Annotated in this window: 21 protein-coding genes; 5 read left to right on the top strand and 16 right to left on the bottom strand. The window is 58.2% G+C overall.

Going from position 1 to position 22,643, the window contains the following annotated elements:
• Positions 1-2: 2 nt before the first annotated feature.
• The 4 genes from ACR0J0_RS07240 to scpA all read right to left on the bottom strand — a co-directional run bounded on the left by ACR0J0_RS07240 (position 3) and on the right by scpA (position 4,050).
• Positions 3-683: a molecular chaperone DjiA gene (locus ACR0J0_RS07240; RefSeq protein WP_239337188.1), complete on the bottom strand. Its 681-nt coding sequence runs from the start codon at positions 681-683 to the stop codon at positions 3-5.
• A 9-nt stretch (positions 684-692) separates the two neighbouring features.
• On the bottom strand, positions 693-1,217 hold the full coding sequence (locus ACR0J0_RS07235; protein WP_480662489.1) for an N-acetyltransferase family protein: 525 nt from the start codon (positions 1,215-1,217) through the stop codon (positions 693-695).
• A complete protein-coding gene (locus tag ACR0J0_RS07230) occupies positions 1,214-1,816 on the bottom strand; it encodes a VOC family protein (RefSeq protein ID WP_480662487.1) in 603 nt (200 codons plus the stop codon). The genes ACR0J0_RS07235 and ACR0J0_RS07230 overlap by 4 nt, the downstream gene beginning before the upstream one ends.
• A gap of 107 nt (positions 1,817-1,923) precedes the next feature.
• Entirely contained in the window at positions 1,924-4,050 is a 2,127-nt protein-coding gene (scpA, locus tag ACR0J0_RS07225) for a methylmalonyl-CoA mutase (RefSeq protein ID WP_480662485.1), read from the bottom strand.
• 168 nt (positions 4,051-4,218) lie between these two features.
• On the opposite strand from scpA, the gene ACR0J0_RS07220 reads away from it, so the two are divergent.
• A complete protein-coding gene (locus ACR0J0_RS07220; RefSeq protein ID WP_480662483.1) occupies positions 4,219-4,665 on the top strand; it encodes a DUF4174 domain-containing protein in 447 nt (148 codons plus the stop codon).
• Positions 4,666-4,741: 76 nt separating this feature from the next.
• On the opposite strand, the gene ACR0J0_RS07215 is transcribed toward ACR0J0_RS07220, so the two are convergent.
• Both ACR0J0_RS07215 and ACR0J0_RS07210 read right to left on the bottom strand, forming a co-directional pair.
• Positions 4,742-6,787: an ATP-binding protein gene (locus tag ACR0J0_RS07215; RefSeq protein ID WP_480662481.1), complete on the bottom strand. Its 2,046-nt coding sequence runs from the start codon at positions 6,785-6,787 to the stop codon at positions 4,742-4,744.
• 117 nt (positions 6,788-6,904) lie between these two features.
• Positions 6,905-7,108: a hypothetical protein gene (locus ACR0J0_RS07210; RefSeq protein ID WP_480662480.1), complete on the bottom strand. Its 204-nt coding sequence runs from the start codon at positions 7,106-7,108 to the stop codon at positions 6,905-6,907.
• A gap of 650 nt (positions 7,109-7,758) precedes the next feature.
• On the opposite strand from ACR0J0_RS07210, the gene ACR0J0_RS07205 reads away from it, so the two are divergent.
• Positions 7,759-8,910: a DcaP family trimeric outer membrane transporter gene (locus ACR0J0_RS07205; RefSeq protein ID WP_480662478.1), complete on the top strand. Its 1,152-nt coding sequence runs from the start codon at positions 7,759-7,761 to the stop codon at positions 8,908-8,910.
• An 86-nt stretch (positions 8,911-8,996) separates the two neighbouring features.
• On the opposite strand, the gene ACR0J0_RS07200 is transcribed toward ACR0J0_RS07205, so the two are convergent.
• The 3 genes from ACR0J0_RS07200 to ACR0J0_RS07190 all read right to left on the bottom strand — a co-directional run bounded on the left by ACR0J0_RS07200 (position 8,997) and on the right by ACR0J0_RS07190 (position 11,604).
• Positions 8,997-9,350: a hypothetical protein gene (locus ACR0J0_RS07200; RefSeq protein ID WP_480662476.1), complete on the bottom strand. Its 354-nt coding sequence runs from the start codon at positions 9,348-9,350 to the stop codon at positions 8,997-8,999.
• A 136-nt stretch (positions 9,351-9,486) separates the two neighbouring features.
• Positions 9,487-9,972: a DUF6497 family protein gene (locus tag ACR0J0_RS07195; protein ID WP_480662475.1), complete on the bottom strand. Its 486-nt coding sequence runs from the start codon at positions 9,970-9,972 to the stop codon at positions 9,487-9,489.
• Between the two features lie 99 nt (positions 9,973-10,071).
• Positions 10,072-11,604 carry an acyl-CoA carboxylase subunit beta gene (locus ACR0J0_RS07190; protein WP_480662473.1) on the bottom strand — a complete coding sequence of 511 codons (1,533 nt, stop codon included), beginning with the start codon at positions 11,602-11,604 and terminating at the stop codon, positions 10,072-10,074.
• Positions 11,605-11,787: 183 nt separating this feature from the next.
• Here ACR0J0_RS07190 and ACR0J0_RS07185 point away from each other — a divergent pair, with 183 nt between their 5' ends.
• Together ACR0J0_RS07185 and ACR0J0_RS07180 are read left to right on the top strand one after the other, a co-directional pair.
• On the top strand, positions 11,788-12,993 hold the full coding sequence (locus tag ACR0J0_RS07185) for a multidrug effflux MFS transporter (RefSeq protein WP_480662471.1): 1,206 nt from the start codon (positions 11,788-11,790) through the stop codon (positions 12,991-12,993).
• A 65-nt stretch (positions 12,994-13,058) separates the two neighbouring features.
• On the top strand, positions 13,059-14,459 hold the full coding sequence (locus ACR0J0_RS07180) for a helix-turn-helix domain-containing protein (protein WP_480662469.1): 1,401 nt from the start codon (positions 13,059-13,061) through the stop codon (positions 14,457-14,459).
• 72 nt (positions 14,460-14,531) lie between these two features.
• Here the strand turns inward: ACR0J0_RS07180 and ACR0J0_RS07175 are convergent, their stop codons facing one another.
• From ACR0J0_RS07175 to ACR0J0_RS07150, 6 genes are all read right to left on the bottom strand, one after another.
• Entirely contained in the window at positions 14,532-14,771 is a 240-nt protein-coding gene (locus ACR0J0_RS07175; protein WP_239337210.1) for an HP1242/YdcH family protein, read from the bottom strand.
• Between the two features lie 91 nt (positions 14,772-14,862).
• Complete coding sequence (gene betA, locus ACR0J0_RS07170; protein WP_480662467.1) at positions 14,863-16,521, bottom strand: choline dehydrogenase; 1,659 nt, start codon at positions 16,519-16,521, stop codon at positions 14,863-14,865.
• Between the two features lie 73 nt (positions 16,522-16,594).
• Positions 16,595-18,103, bottom strand: coding sequence for a choline-sulfatase (gene betC, locus ACR0J0_RS07165; protein WP_480662465.1), 1,509 nt, complete (start codon positions 18,101-18,103; stop codon positions 16,595-16,597).
• Positions 18,100-18,672 (bottom strand): choline-binding transcriptional repressor BetI, encoded by a 573-nt coding sequence (betI, locus tag ACR0J0_RS07160; RefSeq protein ID WP_480662463.1) that lies wholly within the window; start codon positions 18,670-18,672, stop codon positions 18,100-18,102. Before betI ends, betC begins: the two co-directional genes overlap by 4 nt.
• Positions 18,673-18,760: 88 nt before the next feature.
• Positions 18,761-19,669, bottom strand: a complete 909-nt coding sequence (locus ACR0J0_RS07155; protein WP_480662461.1) for a DMT family transporter — start codon at positions 19,667-19,669, stop codon at positions 18,761-18,763.
• 40 nt (positions 19,670-19,709) lie between these two features.
• The gene (locus tag ACR0J0_RS07150; protein WP_480662459.1) at positions 19,710-20,309 is read right to left on the bottom strand and encodes a LysE/ArgO family amino acid transporter; all 600 of its coding nucleotides are present in this window, start codon (positions 20,307-20,309) and stop codon (positions 19,710-19,712) included.
• Positions 20,310-20,395: 86 nt separating this feature from the next.
• Between ACR0J0_RS07150 and ACR0J0_RS07145 the strand changes: the two genes are divergently transcribed.
• Positions 20,396-21,286, top strand: coding sequence for a LysR family transcriptional regulator ArgP (locus tag ACR0J0_RS07145; RefSeq protein WP_480662457.1), 891 nt, complete (start codon positions 20,396-20,398; stop codon positions 21,284-21,286).
• Positions 21,287-21,294: 8 nt separating this feature from the next.
• On the opposite strand, the gene ACR0J0_RS07140 is transcribed toward ACR0J0_RS07145, so the two are convergent.
• On the bottom strand, positions 21,295-22,569 hold the full coding sequence (locus ACR0J0_RS07140) for a permease (protein WP_480662455.1): 1,275 nt from the start codon (positions 22,567-22,569) through the stop codon (positions 21,295-21,297).
• Between the last annotated feature and the right edge of the window lie 74 nt (positions 22,570-22,643).

Genomic DNA, 22,643 nt, shown 5'->3' with positions numbered 1-22,643 from the left:
CCTCAGGCCCGCGCGCCGTTGATTTCGTCCCAGGCGCGGTTGATGTCGATCATCTTTTTCTCGGCCAATCGAACGGCCTCTTCGGGGACACCACGCGCCAGCATCGCATCGGGGTGCGTTTCACGCACAAGTTGCCGCCAAACCTTGCGAATATCGGGCAGCGGCATGTCGCGCGGAACCCCAAGCACCGTATAGGGATCATTGGGCGCATCGGGCACAAAGCGCGCACGCAGGGCCATGAACTGGGCATCGGTCTGGCCGAAAATCCGGCTGACCTCTTCCAGAAACTCGTTTTCGTTGGGATGATAAAACCCATCCGCCATCGCAATGTGGAATAACCCCTCCATCAAGTCGCAAAGTGTGGTGCTGTCCTCTGAGAACATACGTGCGATCTTGCGGGCATAGTCCTGATAGCCTGCGACGTCCGTGCGGGCCATGTTGAACACACGCGCGGCACCTTCTTCATCTTCGCGGGCGATCTGGAAAACGTCGCGAAATGCCGTGACCTCATCCCGCGTCACCTGGCCATCCGCCTTGGCCATTTTTGCGCCCAGCGCGATCACAGCGATGGTGAACGCCACGGACCGTTCAGGCGGCGAGCGCAGTTTCTCGAAGACAGCTGTCAGGCTTTCGCCCTGTGCAAGCGCGCTTAGCGCATCGGATATTCTGATCCAGATCGACATGCGCGCACCCTAGCGCCCCAAATCGCGCATGTCAGGTGCGACCAATCCGTCCTGGGCAAGAATTTTCTGCATCAGGACAAGGTCTAACCGTTTTCCCCACTTGAACCCGACCTCGGGCATGCGGCCAACTTCCGAAAAACCCAAGGCTGCGTGAAAAGAAACAGCATCCGGATTGGCAGAGGAAATACCGGCCACCAACACATGCATACCTTGTGCCCGTGCCGTCGCCTCGAGCGCCGTCATCAAAGCACGACCTGCGCCCTGCCCCCGAGCCTCGGGTGCCAATTGGATCGTGTGCTCACTGCACTGCGCATACCCAGGTCCGTAACGAAACTGTGAATAGGTGGCGAACCCAAGAACCTGGCCGTTCGATTCGGCGACAAGATAGGCGGGTCCTCGGGCTTCGATATCGCTGGCAATGCTATCCACACTGCGTTCATCTGTGGTGAACGTCACATGCGTATCGCGGATGATCGCGTTGGTGATCGCGGCGATCTCATTGGCATCTGCGCCCCGGGCTTGCCTGATCCTCATTCCAGCACGCGCGGGCCGTGCGGTGTCTCGAACTCTGCCCGTAACGCAGCCGGGCCGGTATCGAACACCACGATCTCCAAATCACCTAAGAGTCGGGCCAGTTCCAAGGCGTCCGGGTGGAAGACCACAAGGCGCTGCAATCGGCAGCCACTATCCCGCAACATCTTCGCCGGATGCAAGTCTCCGTGCCACTGGATGAGCGCCGGGAACAGATTATCGAAAGGCAAACGACCATTCGGCGGCACCGCCATTTGCCAGCGCAATGCCCCTCGGGCCAGATCAATTGGGTGGCCGGCACCATCCGGGAAAACGGTAAGCGAGGCTTCGATATCCGACACCTGGCAAATCCAATTGGTCAGACGAGGCGAACCATTGAACCGATCAAGATCGAACCATCTGGTTCTTTGCGGGTTCGGAGCTTCCGGATCGATCGCGATTGCCTCAAGGTATAGACCGTCCCGCAGACCCAGCAACCGGTTATACGTCCCGAAGGTTTCGTGTTTGCCGCCGTCCTGCAGCGGCACACCCAACGCCTGTTCGATATGCGCCGATGCCTCTTCCAGCGTTTCGCCGGCAACGGCCAGATGATCCAGTAACACGCGCGCCCCTCCTATGGAAAACGACCAGACCCTAATGGATCTGGTCGCATGTTTTCGTCAAAGACACGGAACCACAAGGTTTTTCATCGAAAAACCCTTGGGCGATGTCAGCCCTTGGCTTCGCCGATAAGACGTAGGATGTCCTGCGCCGCCTCAGGAATGTTGGTGCCCGGACCAAAAATCGCTTTGACGCCGTGGTCGTAGAGGAACTGATAATCCTGCTGAGGGATCACCCCGCCGCAGATCACGATGATATCCTCGGCACCAGCCTTCTTCAGCTCCTCGACCAGTTGCGGCGCAAGCGTCTTGTGCCCTGCCGCCTGAGACGAGATGCCAATAACGTGAACGTCATTGTCCACCGCGTCCTGAGCAGCCTCGGCCGGGGTCTGGAACAGAGGCCCAACGTCCACGTCAAAGCCGATATCGGCAAAGGCTGTGGCAATAACCTTGGCACCCCGGTCGTGACCATCCTGACCCATCTTGACCACCAGCAGGCGGGGGCGACGGCCTTCGGCCTCGGCGAATTCTTCAATGGATTTCTGAATGGCAGCAAAACCTTCATCACCTTCGTAGGCCGCACCATAAACTCCTGCCAGGGTTTTCACCTCGGCGCGGTGACGGCCGAATTCCTTCTCCATTGCCATGCTGATCTCTCCTACGGATGCGCGGGCACGGGCGGCCTCGACGGCGGCGGCCAGCAGGTTTCCACCCTCGCGGGCAGTGGTGGTCAGAGCGTCCAATGCCTGTTGGCAGGCTGCTTCGTCCCGCGTTGCGCGGATACGTTCCAACCGCGCGACCTGAGCTTCGCGCACGGCTACGTTGTCGACGTCCAGAATGTCGATCGGGTCTTCCTGTTCCTTGCGGTACTTGTTGACGCCGACGATCACTTCGTCGCCCCGATCGATCATCGCCTGACGACGAGCGGCGCTTTCTTCAATGCGCAGCTTGGGCATGCCCGAGGCGACGGCCTTGGTCATACCGCCCATCTCCTCGACCTCTTCCATCAAGGCCCAGGCCTTTTCGATCAAATCGTTGGTCAGGCTTTCAACATAGTACGACCCCGCCAACGGATCGACCACATCGGTCACTCCAGTTTCCTCTTGCAGCACTAATTGCGTGTTCCGCGCAATACGGGCAGAAAAATCGGTGGGCAGCGCAATCGCTTCGTCCAGCGCGTTGGTGTGCAGCGACTGCGTACCGCCCAAAACAGCGCTCATCGCCTCATAGGCGGTGCGGATTACGTTGTTATAGGGGTCCTGTTCCTGCAGCGACACGCCCGACGTCTGGCAGTGAGTCCGCAGCATTTTGGAACGTTCGGATTTTGCACCAAAGTCAGTCATCACCCGATGCCACAGCGTGCGTGCGGCGCGCAGCTTGGCGATCTCCATGAAGAAGTTCATGCCGATGGCAAAGAAGAACGACAGACGGCCCGCGAACTTGTCGACGTCCATCCCGGCCTGCGTCGCGGCACGCACATATTCGCGCCCGTCGGCCAATGTATAGGCCAGCTCCTGCACAAGGTTCGCCCCGGCCTCTTGCATGTGATAGCCCGAGATCGAGATCGAGTTGAATTTCGGCATCTCGTTCGAGGTGAATTCAATGATGTCCGAGATGATCTTCATCGACGGCTCAGGCGGGTAGATATAGGTATTGCGCACCATGAATTCTTTCAGAATATCATTCTGAATGGTGCCGGACAGAACGGATTTGTCGTGCCCCTGCTCTTCGCCCGCAACGATGAAACTTGCCAGAATCGGAATCACCGCACCGTTCATCGTCATCGAGACCGATACTTTGTCCAGCGGAATGCCGTCGAACAGGATCTTCATGTCCTCGACACTGTCGATGGCCACGCCAGCCTTGCCCACGTCACCAACCACGCGCGGGTGATCGCTGTCGTAGCCGCGGTGCGTCGCCAGATCGAAAGCAACCGAGACACCTTGCTGGCCTGCCGCCAGGTTTCGGCGATAGAAGGCGTTCGATTCCTCGGCGGTTGAGAAACCGGCATATTGCCGAATGGTCCAGGGACGACCGGCATACATGGTTGCCTTCACCCCACGCGTGAACGGACCGAACCCCGGCAGCGACCCCATATGTGGCAGTTCAGCCGTGTCTTCCTGCGTATAGAGCGGTTTAACGTCGATGCCTTCCAGCGTCTCTTTGGTCAGGTCGTCCAACGGGCGACCGCGCAGCTCTTTCTCGGCCAGCGCTTGCCAGTCTTTCGTATCGGTCATTGCGATTTCCTTTTCTCAATTCGGTTCGCGCCGGGCCGCAGCCCGCGCGTTGTGATGTCCTGAGCCACCCGTTTCGGCGAGGGTGCGCGCACAAATTTGTGCGCCTTATGCATTTCGCCGGTCGCATTCACCGTCGCAGGGGCTATATTCAAACGAACAGGAGGCCCTATGACTCGAACGCTTGCCCTTGTTTTCTCGGCACTATTCCCGCTGTCCGCTTTGGCGGCAGATGGGGCTGCGCCCACTGGTGAAGAATTCGTCCGCCCCGCTGGTGACATCGAGCTGAGCGAATACTTGTGGATCAACCGACCCATCGTCGTTTTTGCCGACACCCCTGCAGACCCGAGGTTCCAGCAACAGATCGATATGCTGCTGGAAGGCGAAGAAGCCATGCGCGATCGGGATGTCGTTGTACTGACCGACACCGACCCATCGGCCCGTTCTCCGATCCGGTCACAGCTGCGTCCACGTGGGTTCCAGATGGTGTTCGTCGACAAGGATGGCGTGGTCAAACTGCGCAAGCCGTCCCCGTGGAGCGTGCGCGAGATCGGCCGTTCCATCGACAAGACGCCCCTGCGTGAGCGCGAAATTCGCGAACGGCGAGAAGGCGGCTGAACGCCTTCGCCACGCCCAAGCCCCTCGGCGCAGAACGCCGGGAAGCTTTGGGTATATGGCGAAAACGGGTTCATGATCACTCAAACTCGATGATCACGTCGTCCACGGCGAGGCTGTCGCCGGGACCTGCGTTTACCTTGGCCACAACACCCTTCTTCTCGGCGCGAAGGATGTTTTCCATCTTCATCGCCTCGACAGTGCAGAGCGCCTGCCCCTCCTGCACTTCCTGTCCGACTTCGACGTCGATCTTCACGATCAGACCGGGCATCGGGCACAGCAGCATTTTCGAAGTATCCGGCGGCAGCTTTTCGGGCATCAGTTTGGCCAGTTCCGCCTGACGCGGACGGCGCACATGCACCTTCATATCCGCGCCCCGGTTGCGGATACGGAACCCGCCCGAGACCTTGCCAACCTTCAGAACCAGCGGGCTGCCATCGACATCCAGCACGGCCAATTGATCACCGGGTGTCCAGTCAGAAGCAACTCGCAGAGTTACACCGTCTTCGAATTTGACGGTTGCACCCTCTCTGTCGGCGTTGACCTGAACCGCGAAATCCTCACCCTGCAGCGTTACAACCCAGCGTTTGCCAACTTTGCGTTCGTGGTTGTCCATGCGACCCGAAACACGGGTCCGGCGGATTTCGGCAACACGGTGCATTGCGGCACAGGACGCTGCGATCCGGCGCAGGTCAGCCTCAGGCAAAGTGACACCGTCGAATCCGTCCGGGTATTCCTCGGCAATGAAGGCCGTGGTCATGTCGCCGCTGACGAACTTCGGGTGATCCATCACTGCGGACAGGAACGGCAGGTTGTGCCCAATGCCCTCGACCTCAAAACTGTCCAGCGCTACGCGCATGGCTTCTATCGCTTGCTCACGGGTCGGAGCCCATGTGCACAGCTTGGCGATCATCGGGTCATAGTACATGCTGATCTCGCCGCCTTCGTAGACGCCGGTGTCGTTGCGCACCGCGTGTTCGCCCTCGGGCGCCTCACCTTGCCATTTGCCATTCACCAGCAGCGGACCGGCGGCGACTTCCTGCGGTGGGCGATAACGGGTCAGACGACCGATCGACGGCAGGAAGTTGCGATAGGGATCTTCCGCGTAAAGGCGGTTTTCGATGGCCCAGCCGGTCAGCGTCACGTCGTCCTGCGAGATCGTCAGTTCTTCACCGGCAGCCACTCGGATCATCTGTTCAACCAGATCGACGCCGGTAATCAGCTCCGTCACCGGGTGCTCCACCTGCAGACGCGTGTTCATCTCGAGGAAGTAGAAGTTCTTTTCGCCATCGACGATAAACTCCACAGTACCCGCGCTGGCGTAGTTCACGGCCTTGGCCAGGGCCACTGCCTGTTCACCCATCGCTTTGCGGGTTTCCGGGTCGAGGAATGGCGACGGCGCCTCTTCTACAACCTTCTGGTTCCGACGCTGGATCGAACATTCACGCTCGCCCAGATAGATGCCGTTGCCATGACTGTCGCACAGAACCTGAATTTCGATGTGGCGCGGCTGAGTCACGAATTTCTCGATAAAGATCCGGTCATCGCCAAAGGAGTTCGCTGCTTCGTTCTTGGACGACTGGAACCCTTCGCGCGCTTCTTCATCGTTCCACGCGATCCGCATGCCTTTACCCCCGCCACCGGCGCTGGCCTTGATCATGACCGGATAGCCGATCTCATTGGAAATCCTGACAGCCTCGTCTGCGTCCTCGATCAGACCCATGTATCCGGGAACGGTCGAAACACCCGCCTCCTGCGCGATTTTTTTCGAGGTGATCTTGTCACCCATGCTTTCAATCGCCCCAACCGGCGGACCCACGAAGGCAACACCTTCGGCGTCCAGAGCCTCGGCGAATTTCGAGTTTTCAGACAGGAAGCCATAGCCGGGGTGCACGGCCTGCGCACCGCTTTGACGAATGGCATCCATGACCTTGTCGATCACGATGTAGGACTGATTTGCAGGCGGAGGCCCGATGTGAACGGCCTCGTCCGCCATGGACACATGCAACGCGTTCTTGTCCGCGTCCGAATAAATGGCGACGGTGCCGATACCCATCTTGCGGGCGGTCTTGATGACCCGGCAGGCGATTTCGCCCCGATTGGCGATCAGGATCTTGTTGAACATGGAACGTCCTTTGTCTTGGTGTTCTGAAAACGCAAAACGCCGCCGCAGAGAGCGTTCTCCACGACGGCGTTTCGCGCGATGACGGTCGGGGCGAAGCGCGCCCCGAAAAACCTGGTGTTACCTACAGTTGTTCTGCGTCTTGCAATACAAGACGTTGCCCGCTGCGCCGACCACCGCTCCAAAGAGCGGGTCGGAGTTGAGAACGGCTGCGCCCACCGCTCCTGCGCCGCCGCCCAGCAGTGCCTGTTCGCCAGTGGAGTCACCACAGGCGGCAAGGCCCGCACAGGTCGCCACTGCAAGGAAGAATTTCGAGATTCGCATGATATCTGCCCCTTTTGGATTCTTGATGCGTTCCGGGGCAGATGTCGGATTCTCGCCGTGTTATTCAATAACAGGCAGACCTGATCGATTTTTTGCGCAAGATTGTGCCGCTTTATATCTGAAACGTGCGCAAAGAAAAACGCGGACAGGACTTTGCGAAAATCACAAGCCTGCCCGCGGAAGGAAGGGGTACGGAATAGTAGGTGCATGTGCGACGCAGGCAAAGTAGAGCCGCACGGCCCAATCACCATGCACGGTGTGGTTGCGGCTGCAAACCAGGATTCACAGCCTGCGATCTTTCCGGCTGGAATCTGCCCATCCGGTAAAATGTCGCGCAGATTTGCGCCGATCAGGGTCGACGAATATTCATGAACATTCGCCGATAACCCCGTCACATTACTGTTACAAATCGACTTCGATGCCGGGCTTTCTGCGCCTGCCACATCACATTCTGCGGGCGCAAAGAGCGGCAAAAAACCCTGCTGCTTCATGCGATTAAAATGCCGCTTCACTGGACGGTGATGTGAGCCTCCGATTCTTGCAAAACTTCTTGAGATTTTCGGGCGCGCCCGTCCCGTCCTCGTGATTTCCCTCAAATTCCCTTGCGTGAAACGGTGCTCCTGCACACTCGCACACAAGGAAACATCCACATGATTATAAAGAGAAAAACGGCACATTTGCTTGCCGTTTCCGCGCTTGGCCTGACCGGAACCACCGCTTTCGCTCAGGACGCGCAAACTCAAGCCGAGCTCGACGCCTTGCGCGCCCGTGTCGAAGCTTTGGAAGCCGAAAAACCAGGGGCCGGAACCGGTGACCTTCGAATCGGAAACACCACCCTCGATGTCTACGGGTATGTTAAGGCCGACTTTTTCTATGATTTTGATTTCGAGCTTGGGGATCTCGCCGACGCAACCAGAATTGGGGAACCCGCCAATGCGACAAGCGGCACCTTTGGTGCTACTGTGCGTCAGTCGCGCATCGGGCTTCTCACCAGCACACCTACTGCCATCGGAGATATCTCTGGTCAGTTGGAGGTCGACTTGTTCGCCTCGGGCGGTGCCGCCGAGTTCCGCCTGCGACACGCCAACATCCGCATCGGCGACAACTGGTTGATCGGTCAGTATTGGACCAACTTCCAGCCGCTGGACACCTACCCGACGACCGTCGAATTCAACGGTCCTGTCGGTATCCCCTTCGCCCGCGTTCCGCAGGTGCGCTACACCAACACGATCGGTTCGAACACCACGTTTGCACTTTCGATCGAGGAAAACGTTGGCGGTTCTGACTCGAACGATCCGGTCCTGACCGGGGCCATCGAATTCAACGATGGCAAGTATATCGCCCGGGCTTCGGCTCTGTATGGCAAGGCGCAATCCGGGGATGTTGAAGTGGACCAGACCGGCTTCATTGTCTCGGCTGGTATCCGGCCCTGGGACGGTGGCCTGTTCCAGGTCAACTATGTCGACGGTGAGGCTTTGGGGCCATACCTGATCGCTGCAGGTGACGCTATCGTCAACGGTCAGGCCAATGACGTCGACGGCTTTACTGTGGAATTCCGTCAGGACATCGGCCAGAAATGGAATGTCGGCATTGCCTACGGAGAAGAGGATTACGACCTGCCGACCTCGACCGGAACATTGTCCTTTACCGAAGTTGAGACGGTCCACGTGAACGCCTTTTATCAGGCCGCCGACAATCTGACGCTCAGCGCCGAGTACTTCTTTGGCGAGCGGAACGACGCCCCGACCGGACGAACATTTGACGGAAACCGGGTGCAGTTTGCGGCTCAGCTGAATTTCTGAACGCACATACCGGCCCTGCCCCGATGTGGGCAGGGTTCCGGATCGGGAGTTCCCCAAACCTTTATGTGCGACAGCTGATTGCACGGTCAGCGCACCCCGTCGAAAATATCGGGAAAAGAAACCCGACCCACATCCGGATCAATCACCAGCAGCGCATCATAACTGGCTGGATCAAACGGGTCTTCGGCCGGCACGACCTCGCGTTCGAACAGCCAGCTAAGGCGACCTGCATCCAGATTGCCGCGTTCAAAAGGCTGATCGCCGAAATGTGCCCACAGGGCTTCCATGAACGCCGCATCCGCCCGCTTGTCCGCGGGTTTACGATCGCGGAACCTGTCGCGCCGGGTCAGTGGCGTTACGCCTTTAGGGTTGGCCCGGCGAATGGTGAACTGAAAGTCCGTGCCCGGCAGGCGTCCGGGAAACCCGCGATGTTTCAGCATGTCGTCACCTCGCGATTGCCAGGATTTACAGGGATCGGATATCCACATCCGTCACAGGATGATGTCATGGCGCGCACCTCCAAAGCCGCGTAGCTGTTCAGAAACGTTCTGACAGAATGAAAAACCAGTTTCATGGTCAGAGCCCCTCCCAGATACACCGGGATTGTTCCAGCCGGTAGGCTTCAAAAAATTGGGTGGCATCGGGGGATGCGCGGCCAAACTCGATTGGTCGGTCGGATAGGGAAATGACCACGCGTGCAGGATCAAGCTCGTGCTTTGCCACGTACGCAACCGCAAGTGTTTGACACAGATGCTCCATATCGGCCGAGGCAACGTCATACCCGATCCGGCCAACCGTCGAGCCGATTTTCGGCGCAATAAACCGAAACCGAACCCACAGCTCACCGGGGTTGTTGTCCAGCAGAACGTCACTCAAGTGCACGGGTTGGCCAGATGGAACAGGCAGCAGGTTTTCTGTTTCTGCCAATACGGGGGAAACACATCCAATCAGGGAAAGAACAAAGGCGCGATCCCGGACCCACCGTAGGCAGGCTCCTCTCTCCGGGATCGCGCGCGCATGGCTTTTGGCCCGCGCTTTTCTATGTCCTATAAGATAGTTCATTTAGCAGTTGTGGCCTCAAAGTCAATTTTTTCCCCAATCAATCTGCCCTGACCGTTGTTCCAAGACGCCCCGGCCGGGCAGATCAATCGGCGTGTGCCCTTAAAGCGGAATGTTGTCGTGCTTTTTCCACGGGTTCTTCAGCTGCTTGTTGCGCAAGCTGGCAAAAGCCCGGGATACACGACGGCGGGTCGATTGCGGCATGATCACCTCATCGATAAAGCCACGCTCGGCTGCGACGAACGGGTTCGCAAACCGGTCCTCGTAATCCTGAGTGTGCTTTGCGATCTTCTCGGCATCGCCAAGGTCGGCACGGTGGATGATCTCGGTCGCGCCTTTCGCGCCCATCACGGCGATCTCGGCCGTGGGCCAAGCATAGTTGAAATCGCCGCGCAGGTGCTTCGACGCCATAACATCATATGCACCACCATAAGCCTTGCGGGTGATGACAGTGACTTTTGGAACCGTCGCTTCGCCATATGCAAACAATAGTTTGGCGCCGTGTTTAATAACTCCGCCGTATTCCTGCGATGTCCCCGGCAGGAAGCCCGGCACATCCACCAATGTCAGGATCGGGATTTCGAAACAGTCGCAAAAGCGCACGAAGCGCGCCGCTTTGCGAGAGCTGTCGATGTCCAGACAACCGGCCAGAACCATCGGCTGGTTTGCCACAACGCCTACCGTCTGCCCCTCAAGCCGGATGAACCCTGTGATGATGTTCTTGGCGTAGTCTTCCTGAATCTCGTAGAAGTCGCCCTCATCCGCCACCTTGGTGATGAGCTCCTTCATGTCGTAGGGCGTGTTCGGGTTGTCGGGAATCAGCGTATCCAGCGAGGTTTCGATCCGGTCGGGCTCATCAAAGAACGGACGCACCGGAGGTTTCTCACGGTTGTTGAGCGGCAGGAAATCAACAAGACGACGCACTTCTGCCAACGCTTCGACGTCATTTTCAAATGCGCCATCGGCGACCGAAGACTTTTTGGTGTGGGTCGATGCGCCGCCCAGCTCTTCGGCGGTGACAACCTCGTTGGTGACGGTCTTAACCACATCGGGGCCAGTCACGAACATGTAGGACGTGTCTTTGACCATGAAGATAAAGTCGGTCATCGCAGGGCTGTAAACCGCGCCGCCAGCACAGGGGCCCATAATCACGCTGATCTGCGGAACCACGCCCGATGCCATGATATTGCGTTGGAACACTTCGGCATAACCCGCCAGCGACGCCACGCCTTCCTGGATTCGCGCCCCGCCCGAGTCGTTGATGCCAATCACAGGGGCACCATTCTGGATCGCCATATCCATGATCTTGCAGATTTTCTGCGCATGCGTTTCCGAAAGCGAACCGCCGAACACAGTGAAATCCTGGCTGAACACATAGACCATACGGCCATTGATCGTGCCCCAGCCGGTGACAACTCCGTCGCCCGCAGGTTTCTGATTTTCCATCCCGAAATCGGTGCACCGATGGTTGACGAACATGTCGAACTCTTCAAAGCTGCCTTCGTCCACCAGCAGTTCGATCCGTTCGCGTGCAGTCAATTTGCCCCGCGCGTGTTGCGAGTCGATGCGCCTTTGTCCGCCCCCCAGCCGCGCGTCGTTGCGGCGGTCTTCTAGCTCGGAAAGGATGTCTTTCATAACGATGATCCCCTGTAAAATCTGGCGGGACATTATACGCTGAGGCACCCAGACCAAAGCACCTTTCGGCAAATTTGCAAATCTTTGTCAACTCATGAATTGCATATTGTAAAGTGGCAAATTTTTGCTGCTGATGCCTAAGATGGATGGCATTCCCTGGCGCGGTCACTATACACGTGAACCATGCAGTTTAGTTCTTCGTCGGCGCATCGCTCGCCACCAACTATTACTACGCTTGTTTTGCTGTCGGGATTGTCCGCGCTCAGCCTCAATCTCTTTCTACCCAGCCTTCCCAACATGGCCCTCCACTTTGAGGCCGACTACAAGGTCATGCAACTGTCGATCGCCTTGTATCTGCTGGTGAACGCTGTGCTCCAGATTCTTATCGGCCCAATTGCGGACAAGGCGGGGCGTCGCCCCGTGCTACTTTGGGGGCTGGCCCTGTTTCTGCTGGCCACGCTGGGTTGCATCTATGCCCCCAACGTCGAAATTTTTCTGGTTTTCAGAATGTGCCAGGCAATCGTCGTTGTTGGGATGGTCCTAAGTCGCGCGGCCGTGCGGGACCTCTACGATCAGGATCAGGCGGCCTCGATGATCGGTTATGTAACCATGGGCATGGCCATTGTCCCTATGATCGGCCCTGCAATCGGCGGCTTGCTCGAAGAAAGCTTCGGGTGGAAAGCCAATTTCTGGCTGCCGTTCATCCTTGGCGCACTGACATTGTTGCTGACCTATTCAGATTTTGGCGAGACCTCGGCCAAAAGCGGCAAAACACTGATGCAACAGTTCAGGGAGTACCCCGAACTACTTGGGTCACCACGGTTTTGGGGGTATTCGCTGTCTTCGGCGTTGTCGTCCGGTGCCTTCTTTGCGTATTTGGGCGGGGCTCCATTCATAGGCACCGAACTGTTCGGCCTCAGCGCTGCTGAGGTCGGCATCTACTTTGGCGCGCCCGCAGTCGGATACTTTTTCGGGAATTTCTTCAGTGGTCGCTACTCTGTGCGTTTCGGCGTCAACCGGATGGTGCTGTGGGGATGCTGGATGAATGCGGCGGGCGTCGCACTGTCAGCCGTATTGTTCCTGGCAGGATTCGGAACAGCACTCAGCTTTTTCGGCTTTATGACCTTTGTCGGCATTGGAAACGGGATGACGATACCCAACGCCACGTCCGGAGCCCTGTCGGTTCGACCACATCTGGCCGCCACTGCATCCGGACTGAGCGGCGCGATCATGCTGGGCGGCGGCGCAGGACTAAGCGCCCTCGCCGGAACGTTACTGACCCACGAGACCGGAGCGATGCCCTTGCTGTGGCTGATGCTGGCGACCTCAGTTCTGGCCGTCTGCGCGATTTTGTCTGTTATTCGGCGCGAGCGGCAATTGGGCCTTTGACACGGCTTGCCTATGGCGGTTTGCAAAGTTAGCTTACCGAAATAGAAAAGTTGCAAAGGCCCGCTATGGCGACCCAAAAACTCTATGCTGGCGCAAAACTGCGCGAAATGCGCACGCGCCTGACGCTGACCCAAAAAGAATTTGCCGCCAAACTGGGCGTATCACTGCCCTATCTAAACCAGATGGAGAACAACAACCGGCCGATCTCGACCACAGTTGTTCTGGCACTAGCTCAGGAATTCGGCATGGACGTGACCGAGCTGAGCACCGGTGATAGTGAGAGGCTGGTCTCGGACATGCGCGAAGCGCTGGCGGATCCGGTCTTTGACGATGCCATCCCACCACTTGCCGATCTGCGCCTGACGGCCTCGAACGCGCCAGCGCTGGCACGGGCTTTCATCGCGCTACACAGAACCTACCGCCAGACGCACGAGCGGCTGGCTTCGCTGGACGAGGCGTTGGGGCGCGAAGACGCACAGATCCAGGCCAGCCCGTGGGAAGAAGTACGGGACTTTTTCCATTACTGCGACAACTACATCGATGCGGTGGATCGCGCGGCCGAGCGATTTGCGAGCCGCGCCCAGGATGCCGGCGGCATTCGCACAGCCGCCCTGGACAGCCTTTCCGAGCGCGGTATCAGGGTACAGTTTCGGGATATCGAAGAAACCAGGATTTACGATCCCGACGGCAAGACACTGCTGCTTTCCTCTCGGATCGCTCCGCAGACCCAGGTTTTTCAGTTATTGCTGCAGGTCGCCCTGATCAGTCAGGACAAGTTGCTTGAGGCGACACTGGACTTTGCCAAGTTTCAAAGCGACGAGGCACGCGCGATTGCCAAGATCGGGCTTGCAAACTACTTCGCAGGGGCGTCGCTGATGCCCTATGCCGAGTTCCTGGCCGCAGCACAGGAATATCGCCACGATCTGGAGCTGCTCAGCAACCGTTTTGGCGCGTCAATCGAACAGGTCGCTCACCGGTTGTCGACGCTGCAACGCCCCGGGGCAAAGGGCATTCCCTTTTTCTTCGTGCGTGTGGATCAGGCCGGGACCATCACCAAAAGACACTCGGCTACACGGCTGCAATTTGCCCGGTTCGGAGGCGCCTGCCCTCTGTGGAACGTCCATCGCGCCTTTGAAACACCCGGCCATTTCCTGCGGCAACTGGCAGAAACACCTGACGGAGTGCAATACATTTCGCTTGCGCGGGATGTGTCAAAGTCCGGCGGCTCGTTCGGTGCACCAGTGCGTCGCTATGCCATTGCACTTGGGTGCGAAGTGCGCCACGCCGAGGCGCTGGTTTACGCCGACAATCTCGATTTCAACAACGCCAGTGCTTATGAGCCGATTGGTATATCCTGCCGCATCTGCGAGCGGCAGAATTGCCACCAACGCTCGGTTCCGCCATTGGAACGGCGTCTAACAATCAACGCCCATACCCGGGGCACCCTGCCCTACGAAGTGACCTGATCTTCACCTGGCCTGAAAACACCTCGGGGGAGGCGCGGCTTGCCGCGACGGGGGCAGAGCCCCCGCCCCATCTCAAGCCTTAGATAAAATCGCCCAGATCTCGTCCTTGAGCGCCGCGCGTTTTTTGCGCAGGTCCGTTTCTGCGAGATCATCCATCGGTTCGACATTGGTTTCGGCCCGATGAACTTCGCGATTCACCTCATGATATTCATCCGCCAGCCGTGCGAAATGCGCATCCGATTGCTTGAGTTGGCTCATCAACTCAACCTTGTCCGGAAACTCTTCTGCCAGTTCATGCGGGGTGTGGGACATTCCTGTTCGCTCCTGAAAATATGTTGGTACGATTCAAGTCTATTAGCCCCAGCTCCGCCCAGCTTTGACGCGGATCAATTCATGCCCATAATCACCGCTGTGCAACTGCCCATTGTGGATTAATCCACGGCCGGTCATTGGCGGCAGGCAATGCATCCCTGCCCAACAGATGGTCCGACATCTTCTCGCCCACCATGATCGACGGAGCGTTCAGGTTGCCATTGGTGATTTGCGGGAAGATCGAGCTGTCAGCGACGCGCAGCCCGTCCACTCCGATCACACGCCCCTGAGGATCGACCACAGCGTTTTTGTCGTCGGCGCGGCCCATACGGCAGGTTCCGCAAGGGTGATAGGCACTTTCCGCATGCTCAGCGATGAATGCGTTCAACTCTTCGTCCGACTGCACATCCGAACCCGGCTGGATCTCTTTACCGGAGTAGGGTTTGAAGGCGTCTTGCCCGAAGATTTCGCGAGTCAGGCGAATACAGGTGCGGAAATCCTCCCAATCCTCTTCATGACTCATGTAGTTGAACTTGATCACCGGCGCGTCTTCGACTTTCGCGGAGCGAAGGGTAACGGCACCGCGAGAAGGCGAGCGCATCGGCCCGACATGAGCTTGGAACCCATGCCCCTCTGCTGCCGCCTGACCGTCATAGCGAACGGCAATCGGAAGGAAGTGATACTGAATGTCCGGGTATTCCACACCGGGCTTGGACCGGATGAAAGCCGCGCTTTCGAATTGGTTCGACGCGCCCAGGCCGGTCTTCGTGAACAGCCACTGCGCTCCGATCAGGCCTTTGCTGATCAGGTTCCAGTGTTTGTACAGCGTTATGGGCTGCAGGGACGCCTGCTGGATGTACAGCTCAAGATGGTCCTGCAGGTTCGCCCCCACGCCCGGGCGGTCGGCAACAACTTCGATCCCGTGCTCGGCAAGATGGGCTGCGGAACCTATGCCCGACAACATCAGTAGTTTGGGCGAGTTGATTGAAGACGCCGCCAGAACCACTTCGCGCCGAGCGCGGATGACCTCTTTCTTGCCGCCACGGATCAACTCAACCCCGGTCGCGCGGCCATTTTCAATAACGACCCGAGCGGCCAGCCCGCGGACGATATCGCAATTCTCACGCTTGAGCGCAGGCTTCAGGTACGCATTCGCGGCCGACCAGCGCCGCCCCTTCCAGACGGTTTGCTCCATCGGGCCGAAGCCTTCTTGCTTTTCACCGTTATAGTCGCCCGTGACTTCGTAACCAGCCTGCTGGCCTGCGTCGACAAATGCCTGAAACAAGGGGTTTTCACGTGGACCGCGCGAGACATGCAGCGGGCCATCGGTGCCGCGCCATGTCGGATCGCCACCATGGCCGCCGTCATGCCATGTCTCCATACGTTTGTAGTACGGCAGCACATCCGCATAGGACCAGCCATCGGCACCCATCTCGGCCCACGTGTCGAAATCCCGCGCGTGACCACGGACATAGACCATACCGTTGATCGAGGATGATCCGCCAATCACCTTGCCTCGCGGGCAAGCCAGTTGACGGTTGTTCAGATGCGGCTCGGGCTCGGACCGGTAGCCCCAGTCATACATCGGCATGTTCATCGGATAGCTAAGCGCCGCCGGCATCTGGATAAACGGGCCGGCATCGGTGCCGCCATGTTCGATAACCAGAACCGAGGCCCCGGCCTCGCTCAGTCGATATGCCATCGCGCATCCTGCGGATCCTGCGCCTACGATGACGAAATCTGCTTCCATTTTCGGGTCTCCATGACCCGCCGAGCCTATTTGAGGCGCTTTCGGCGGGAGTATTTTCAAAAAGGTGAAGAGGTCACTCGCCGCGCGGGAAGCGGGCGTTTTCCTCTACGACATTCAGATCCATGTGGTTTCGCATGTAGCGCTCGGATGCCTTTTGCAGCGGCTGGTAGTCCCATGGGTAATAGCCACCCTGCCGCAGCGCTTCGTAAACGACCCAGCGGCGCGCCTGACTGGCACGAACATCCGCATCGAACTGATCCAGATCCCAACGCGCCTGAGATTTGGCGCGCAAGGTCTCGAGTGTGCCTGCGTGTTCTGGTTTCTCGGCCAGGTTTTCCAACTCATGCGGGTCGGCCTCCAGATCATACAATTGATCCGGATCCAACTCGCAGCGATTGTATTTCCACTTGCCATAGCGCAGCGAAACCAGCGGTGCGTACGAAGCTTCGGCGGCATACTCCATCTTCACCGGCGCTGTCCGTTCGGTGCCATTGGCCAGCGGCACGAGGTCCTCGCCATCGGTCCATGGCGCGATTTCGGCCATATCCACGCCTGCCAACGCGCCAAGAGTTGGCGTAACGTCGATTGTCGAAACCGGCGTGTCTATACGGCCTGCCGGCATGTCCGGGGCCGAGATCATCAGCGGCACACGCGCCGAGCCTTCGTAGAAGTTCATTTTGAACCAAAGGCCGCGTTCGCCCAGCATGTCGCCGTGGTCCGAGACAAACATGATGATCGCCTCTTGCCGCGTGGTTTCCAGCACTTCGAGTATTTCGCCGATCTTGTCGTCCAGATACGAAATGTTGGCAAAGTAAGCGCGCCGCGATTTGCGGATGTCGTCTTCGGTGATGTCGAAACTGCGCCAGTCATTGGCATCAAAGATACGCTTCGAATGCGGATCCTGATTGTCATAGCCAAGGTCCGCGACCTCGGGCTGCAGATACTCGCAGTCTTCGTATAGATCCCAGTACTTTCGGCGTGCAACGTAGGGGTCATGCGGGTGGGTAAAGCTGACCGTCACACACCAGGGGCGGTCATCCTTGCCGCGGGCCAGATCATAAAGCTTGGCCTTGGCGTTATAGGCAACCTCGTCGTCGTACTCCATCTGGTTCGAGATTTCGGCCACGCCCGCGCCCGTGACCGAGCCCATATTGTGATACCACCAATCGATCCGCTCGCCGGGCTTGCGATAATCCGGCGTCCAGCCGAAATCGGCCGGGTAGATGTCGGTGGTTAGACGATCCTCGAACCCGTGCAACTGGTCGGGGCCGACGAAATGCATCTTGCCCGACAGGCACGTGTAGTAACCCGCCCGACGCAGATGGTGCGCATAGGTTGGGATATCGCTGCGGAATTCGGCGGCGTTGTCATACACACCCGTGCGCGAAGGCAACTGTCCGGACATGAAGCTAGCCCGCCCCGGCGCGCAAAGGGGCGATGCCGTGTATGCATTGGCAAACCGGGTTGACCGCTCGGCCAGCTTTTTCAGGTTCGGAGCGTGAAGCCAGTCAGCGGGACCGTCTGGAAAGAGGGTCCCGTTAAGCTGATCCACCATCAGGATCAGAATGTTCGGTTTTGTCATTTTTCAGCCTCGAGCAGAGTGTTGAGGACACGCATCGCGTGGTTCACGGCCAGTTGCGGCTCTTCGGGTGCGCTGAGTGCGGCGCGGATATACAGCCCGTCGATCAGGGCGATCATGTTCTCGGCCGCCTCGACCGGGTCGCTCAGAAGCGGACGCAACGCGTCGATGAGGTTTGACCGAATGCGCGCCTGATAGATTTGCCACAAGCGCAAAGCGTCATCGTTGGTCTGCGACAACACGTAAAACGTCATCCACGCCGCAATGACATCCGGTGTAAAACAGGACGGTGCGAAACAGGCCCGGATAATGGCCTGCGCTCGCTCTTGCGGAGCAGCGTTTCTGAGTTCACCGCGGGCTTCGGCGGCAAAATCGGACAAGATGCGGCGCATGGCGGCCAGGAATATCTGATCTTTACCACCGAAGTAGTGATGCGCCAGCGCGCTGGACATGCCGGCCCGCTTTGCGATCTGGCTGACAGTTACATCAAGGGATTTTTTCGACCCGAGCTCAGCAATCGTCGCCTTGACGATCGCATCACGACGGATTGGCTCCATTCCGAGTTTCGGCATCGCTATCCCCTCATTACGTATACTGAGAAAACGCTAAGGGGTTTTTATTGACTCGTCAATCAATAACGTTTTGAGCCACGGGAAACAGCTAGAGTTTGGGTGCGATGCTGGGGGTCGTCAAGCTGCTACGGTTCAGCACCGCCTCACGCCAGGCGATGAAGCTGACGGCGCACAGAATCAGACTGCCCCCTGCAACAACCCAAATGTCGACACGTTCGTTGAAAACGATCGCTCCCAGCAATGTGGCCCAGATCAGCTGCAAGAAGGTTACGGGCTGCGTGACCGCGACCGGAGCCGCTTTCAGCGCCAGCGTCATGAAATAATGGCCCGCCGTGGCAAAGCTGGCGACCAGAAACAGCACGCCAAGGTCGCGCAGACTGGGTGGCGTCCAAACGGCAATCGCAAAGGGTATCAACGCCACCGTCACCCATATGGACATATGGGCCACGACAACCGAGGGCGGAAGATCGCGAACAAGGACTTTGGCAATCAGATACGATCCACCCAAAGTTAGCGCTGTGAACAACATCGTGATATGGCCGGCCGAGATTTCCCGGAACCCTGGGCGAAGGATGATCAGAACACCAATCAGAGCGACGCAAATTGCTGCAATCCTACGAATTGCCAGGCTTTCCCCCAGGAAAAGCGCGGCCCCCAAAGTTACGTAGACAGGTGTCATATAGTTCATCGCCGTGACCTCGGCCAACGGGATCTGCGTCATCGAGAAAAACCACAACATCACTGCAAACGCATGGACGACCCCTCGCGATCCGAGAAGGACGATGTGCCTTTGCGTCAGGCGGGTTTCCAGAACCAACCGCAACGCGGGCAACAGAAACACCAATCCGAATGCAAAACGCAAGAACGCCGCTTGAATCGGGTCCATTGTGGAACCGAGCGACTTAACCAATGCGGTCATGACCACAAAGGATAGACCGGCGGTGAACATCCAGAGCATGCCTGCCACGGGGCGATGTTGGGCGGCTAAAGTTGTCATGTTAACGGTAGAACACCGAAACCCGGCTAGACGCAACCCGTCACATCAACACAAGTTTGGCAGCAATCGCCAGCATGACCAAACCGATAAGAATATCCAGCACTTGCCATGCTCTTGGTCGCGCAAAGATCGGCGAAAGGACGCCAGCCCCGTACCCAAGCGAAAAGAAAAAGACAAAGCTGGAGGTCATGGCGCCCAGAGCAAATGCCATGCGGTCATCATACTGCGCCGAAATCGACCCAATCAGAACAACCGTGTCCAGATACACATGCGGATTGAGCCAGGTGAACGCGAGCACCGTCAGCAGAACCGGTTTCAGGTTGGTGCGGCTGCCCTCACCAATTTCCATCGCAGCGCCGCCGCGCCAGGCCGAATTCAGGCTCCGCAGCCCGTACCATGTCAGGAAGATCGCGCCGCCATAACGCATGACCGTCTCGAACCACGGCAACGCATGCGCCAGCGTTCCAAAACCGGCCACTCCCGCCGCGATCAGAATAGCGTCTGAAACCGCACAGGTGAGACACAAGGGAAATACATGCTCCCGCCGCAGTCCCTGACGCAAGACAAACGCGTTCTGCGCGCCAATGGCGAGGATAAGGCTGAAACCAAGCGCAAAGCCGGCGATCAGAGATGTGGACATGGAGCCTCCTGCGTTCTGAAGCATTGACTACGCGCCCGAAGGCCACCTATCAAATTAAAGATGTTCATCCGAATTAAGAACTGCTAATGCTGCTGGACCCCAACCACCTGTCTGCACTGTCTGCCATTTTGCGCCATGGCGGCTTTGACGCAGCCGCATCCGATCTAGCGGTGACACCATCTGCCATTTCGCAGCGGATCAAAGCGCTTGAAGACCGCGTTGGTGCAAGCCTGATTAATCGGGGAACTCCCTGCACGGCCACTCCGATGGGATTGCGCATCGCGCAACATGCTGCGGATATCGGACTGCTTGAGGCGGAATTGGCACGCGAACTGACCTTGGATCAGACAAGCGGCCCAGCGCGCGTTCGCATCGCGGTTCCAGCGGACGTTCTGGCGACGTGGTTCATCGACGCGATAACGCAGGTCGACGGTCTGCTGTTCGATCTGGTCGTCGACGATCAGGACCACTCGGCCGAATGGCTACGACGCGGCGAGGTCAGCGCCGCCATCACGGTCGGTGGAGACACGATCCCCGGCGCTGACGCCCTCGCCCTTGGTGCCTTGCGGTACATTCCCACGGCCAACCCGGACTTCATGCGCAAGTGGTTCGCTGAGGGCGTGAATGCCCACACATTATCCCGCGCACCCTGCCTGACGTTCAACCACAAAGACGGTCTGCAAAAAGCGTGGATAACCCGGCAAACAGGTCAGCGCCTATCGCCGCCATCGCATTTTCTGCCCTCTTCGCAGGGATTTGTAGAGGCAGCCATTGCCGGATTGGGATGGGGCATGAACCCTGTCGGCCTTGCGCAAGAAGCTTTGGAGGACGGCCGCTTATGCCCCGTTCTGCCAAACGCTCCGCTGGACGTCAGACTGACCTGGCAGGTCGGCCGGGTCCTGTCCACAGCACTTGCCCCCCTGACGGCCGCGGTCAGGCGCACTGCGGCCATCGCCCTTCTTTCCGTCGACACCTGAGATGTCGTTCAAGAGCGCGCAGTTTCCTTGGTATGGGGAAGGACCAAACGGTAACAGGTGATGGCTGCAAATACGCTGGTGGCGACAATGAAGGCGATTGCCCAGGCGACCTCGTGCATATGTGCCACACCCGCCAGAGCGGCAGAGAACAGCACCCCGGAAATCCTGCAAATGCTTTTGACGGCGGCCGCCCCTTTGACCCGCTGGTCCTTGGGGGCGACATCCAGAAAATATAGCTTTCTGGCGCTGCCGATCCCGGTCACCGCCACTGTCACAATGAACAAGGCCACGGCATGCAGGTGCACCTCATGATCCATGCCCAGAAAATGCACCAGCAAAAGTGCAGCCCCGGTGAATGCAACCATCAGGTTCCCGACCACCATCACGGCGCGGTGTGACTTCATGTTTACGAACTGCCACAACGGAGCGGACACCAGATATCCCGATGCCGACGATACGATCATGGCTGTCAGCCCCTTGGCCGAACTGTGATGAGCCTCGGCGGCGATCAGGGCGAAAAAGGGCACCGACAGCGAGACAACGACAAGCGGCATACGCATAAGCATGTAGCGACGGAACCATGCTTCATCGAACATGGCGGCGATATCGGTAAAGTTCTCGATGAACTTTCGCTTTCTCGCGGGCGACGGATCGACCTTTTCCTCGGACGGCCCTGCACCCTCTGACATCATGAGGATCGACAGGCCGGATAAAACAAAAAAGGTCACAGAAACGGCGATGACTGCGGAATGGCGGGAAAACGGTGGGTTTTCCTTAGTGATTTCATGCACCAGCAGCGCGATACCAATCGCCCCAAGCCCTCCGACGCCCAGCTGAAGGTAGTGCATGACCATCCGCGATTTGGAATGCACGTGATCGCCCAGCAGGTCGGTATACATTAGCGACTGGATTTCTTCGATCAGGCCGATCAGGAAGAACGCCGCCACAAAAGCCAATCCGATGATCGGTACAACTCCGGTCGCTGCAACAACCACAGCCATGACGAGGCAAGCGCCAATTGCGATTTCGGTCATTGCGATTGCGCGTTTCTTCCGTTCACGCGCCGCAATGGGTTGCGCCAGGAACACGTCCGAGATCATGCTGCCGACCATGCGCACTGACACCAAGGCCCCGGCTATGAACATCGGAAGCTCCAACGAGACCGCCAGAAACGGCAAAACGACGGACGGGCTGCCCAAAGTCCAGGCCACCTGAGACAATATGCTCTGCCCGGCCAGGACCGGGACGTTTCTTTTGGACGTGTCCTGAGCGATGTCCGTCATTCGCTTGTCTGTGTTTCTCCGTGCTCTGCGCAGCGTGTTCGCCGCACAGGGTCGAATAATCTAGTCTTTTTAGC

The sequence above is a fragment of the Ruegeria sp. BF12 genome (genome assembly GCF_056538705.1).
The sequence above is the reverse complement of the archived record's forward strand: the minus strand, read 5'-3'. Positions and strand labels throughout refer to the sequence as shown.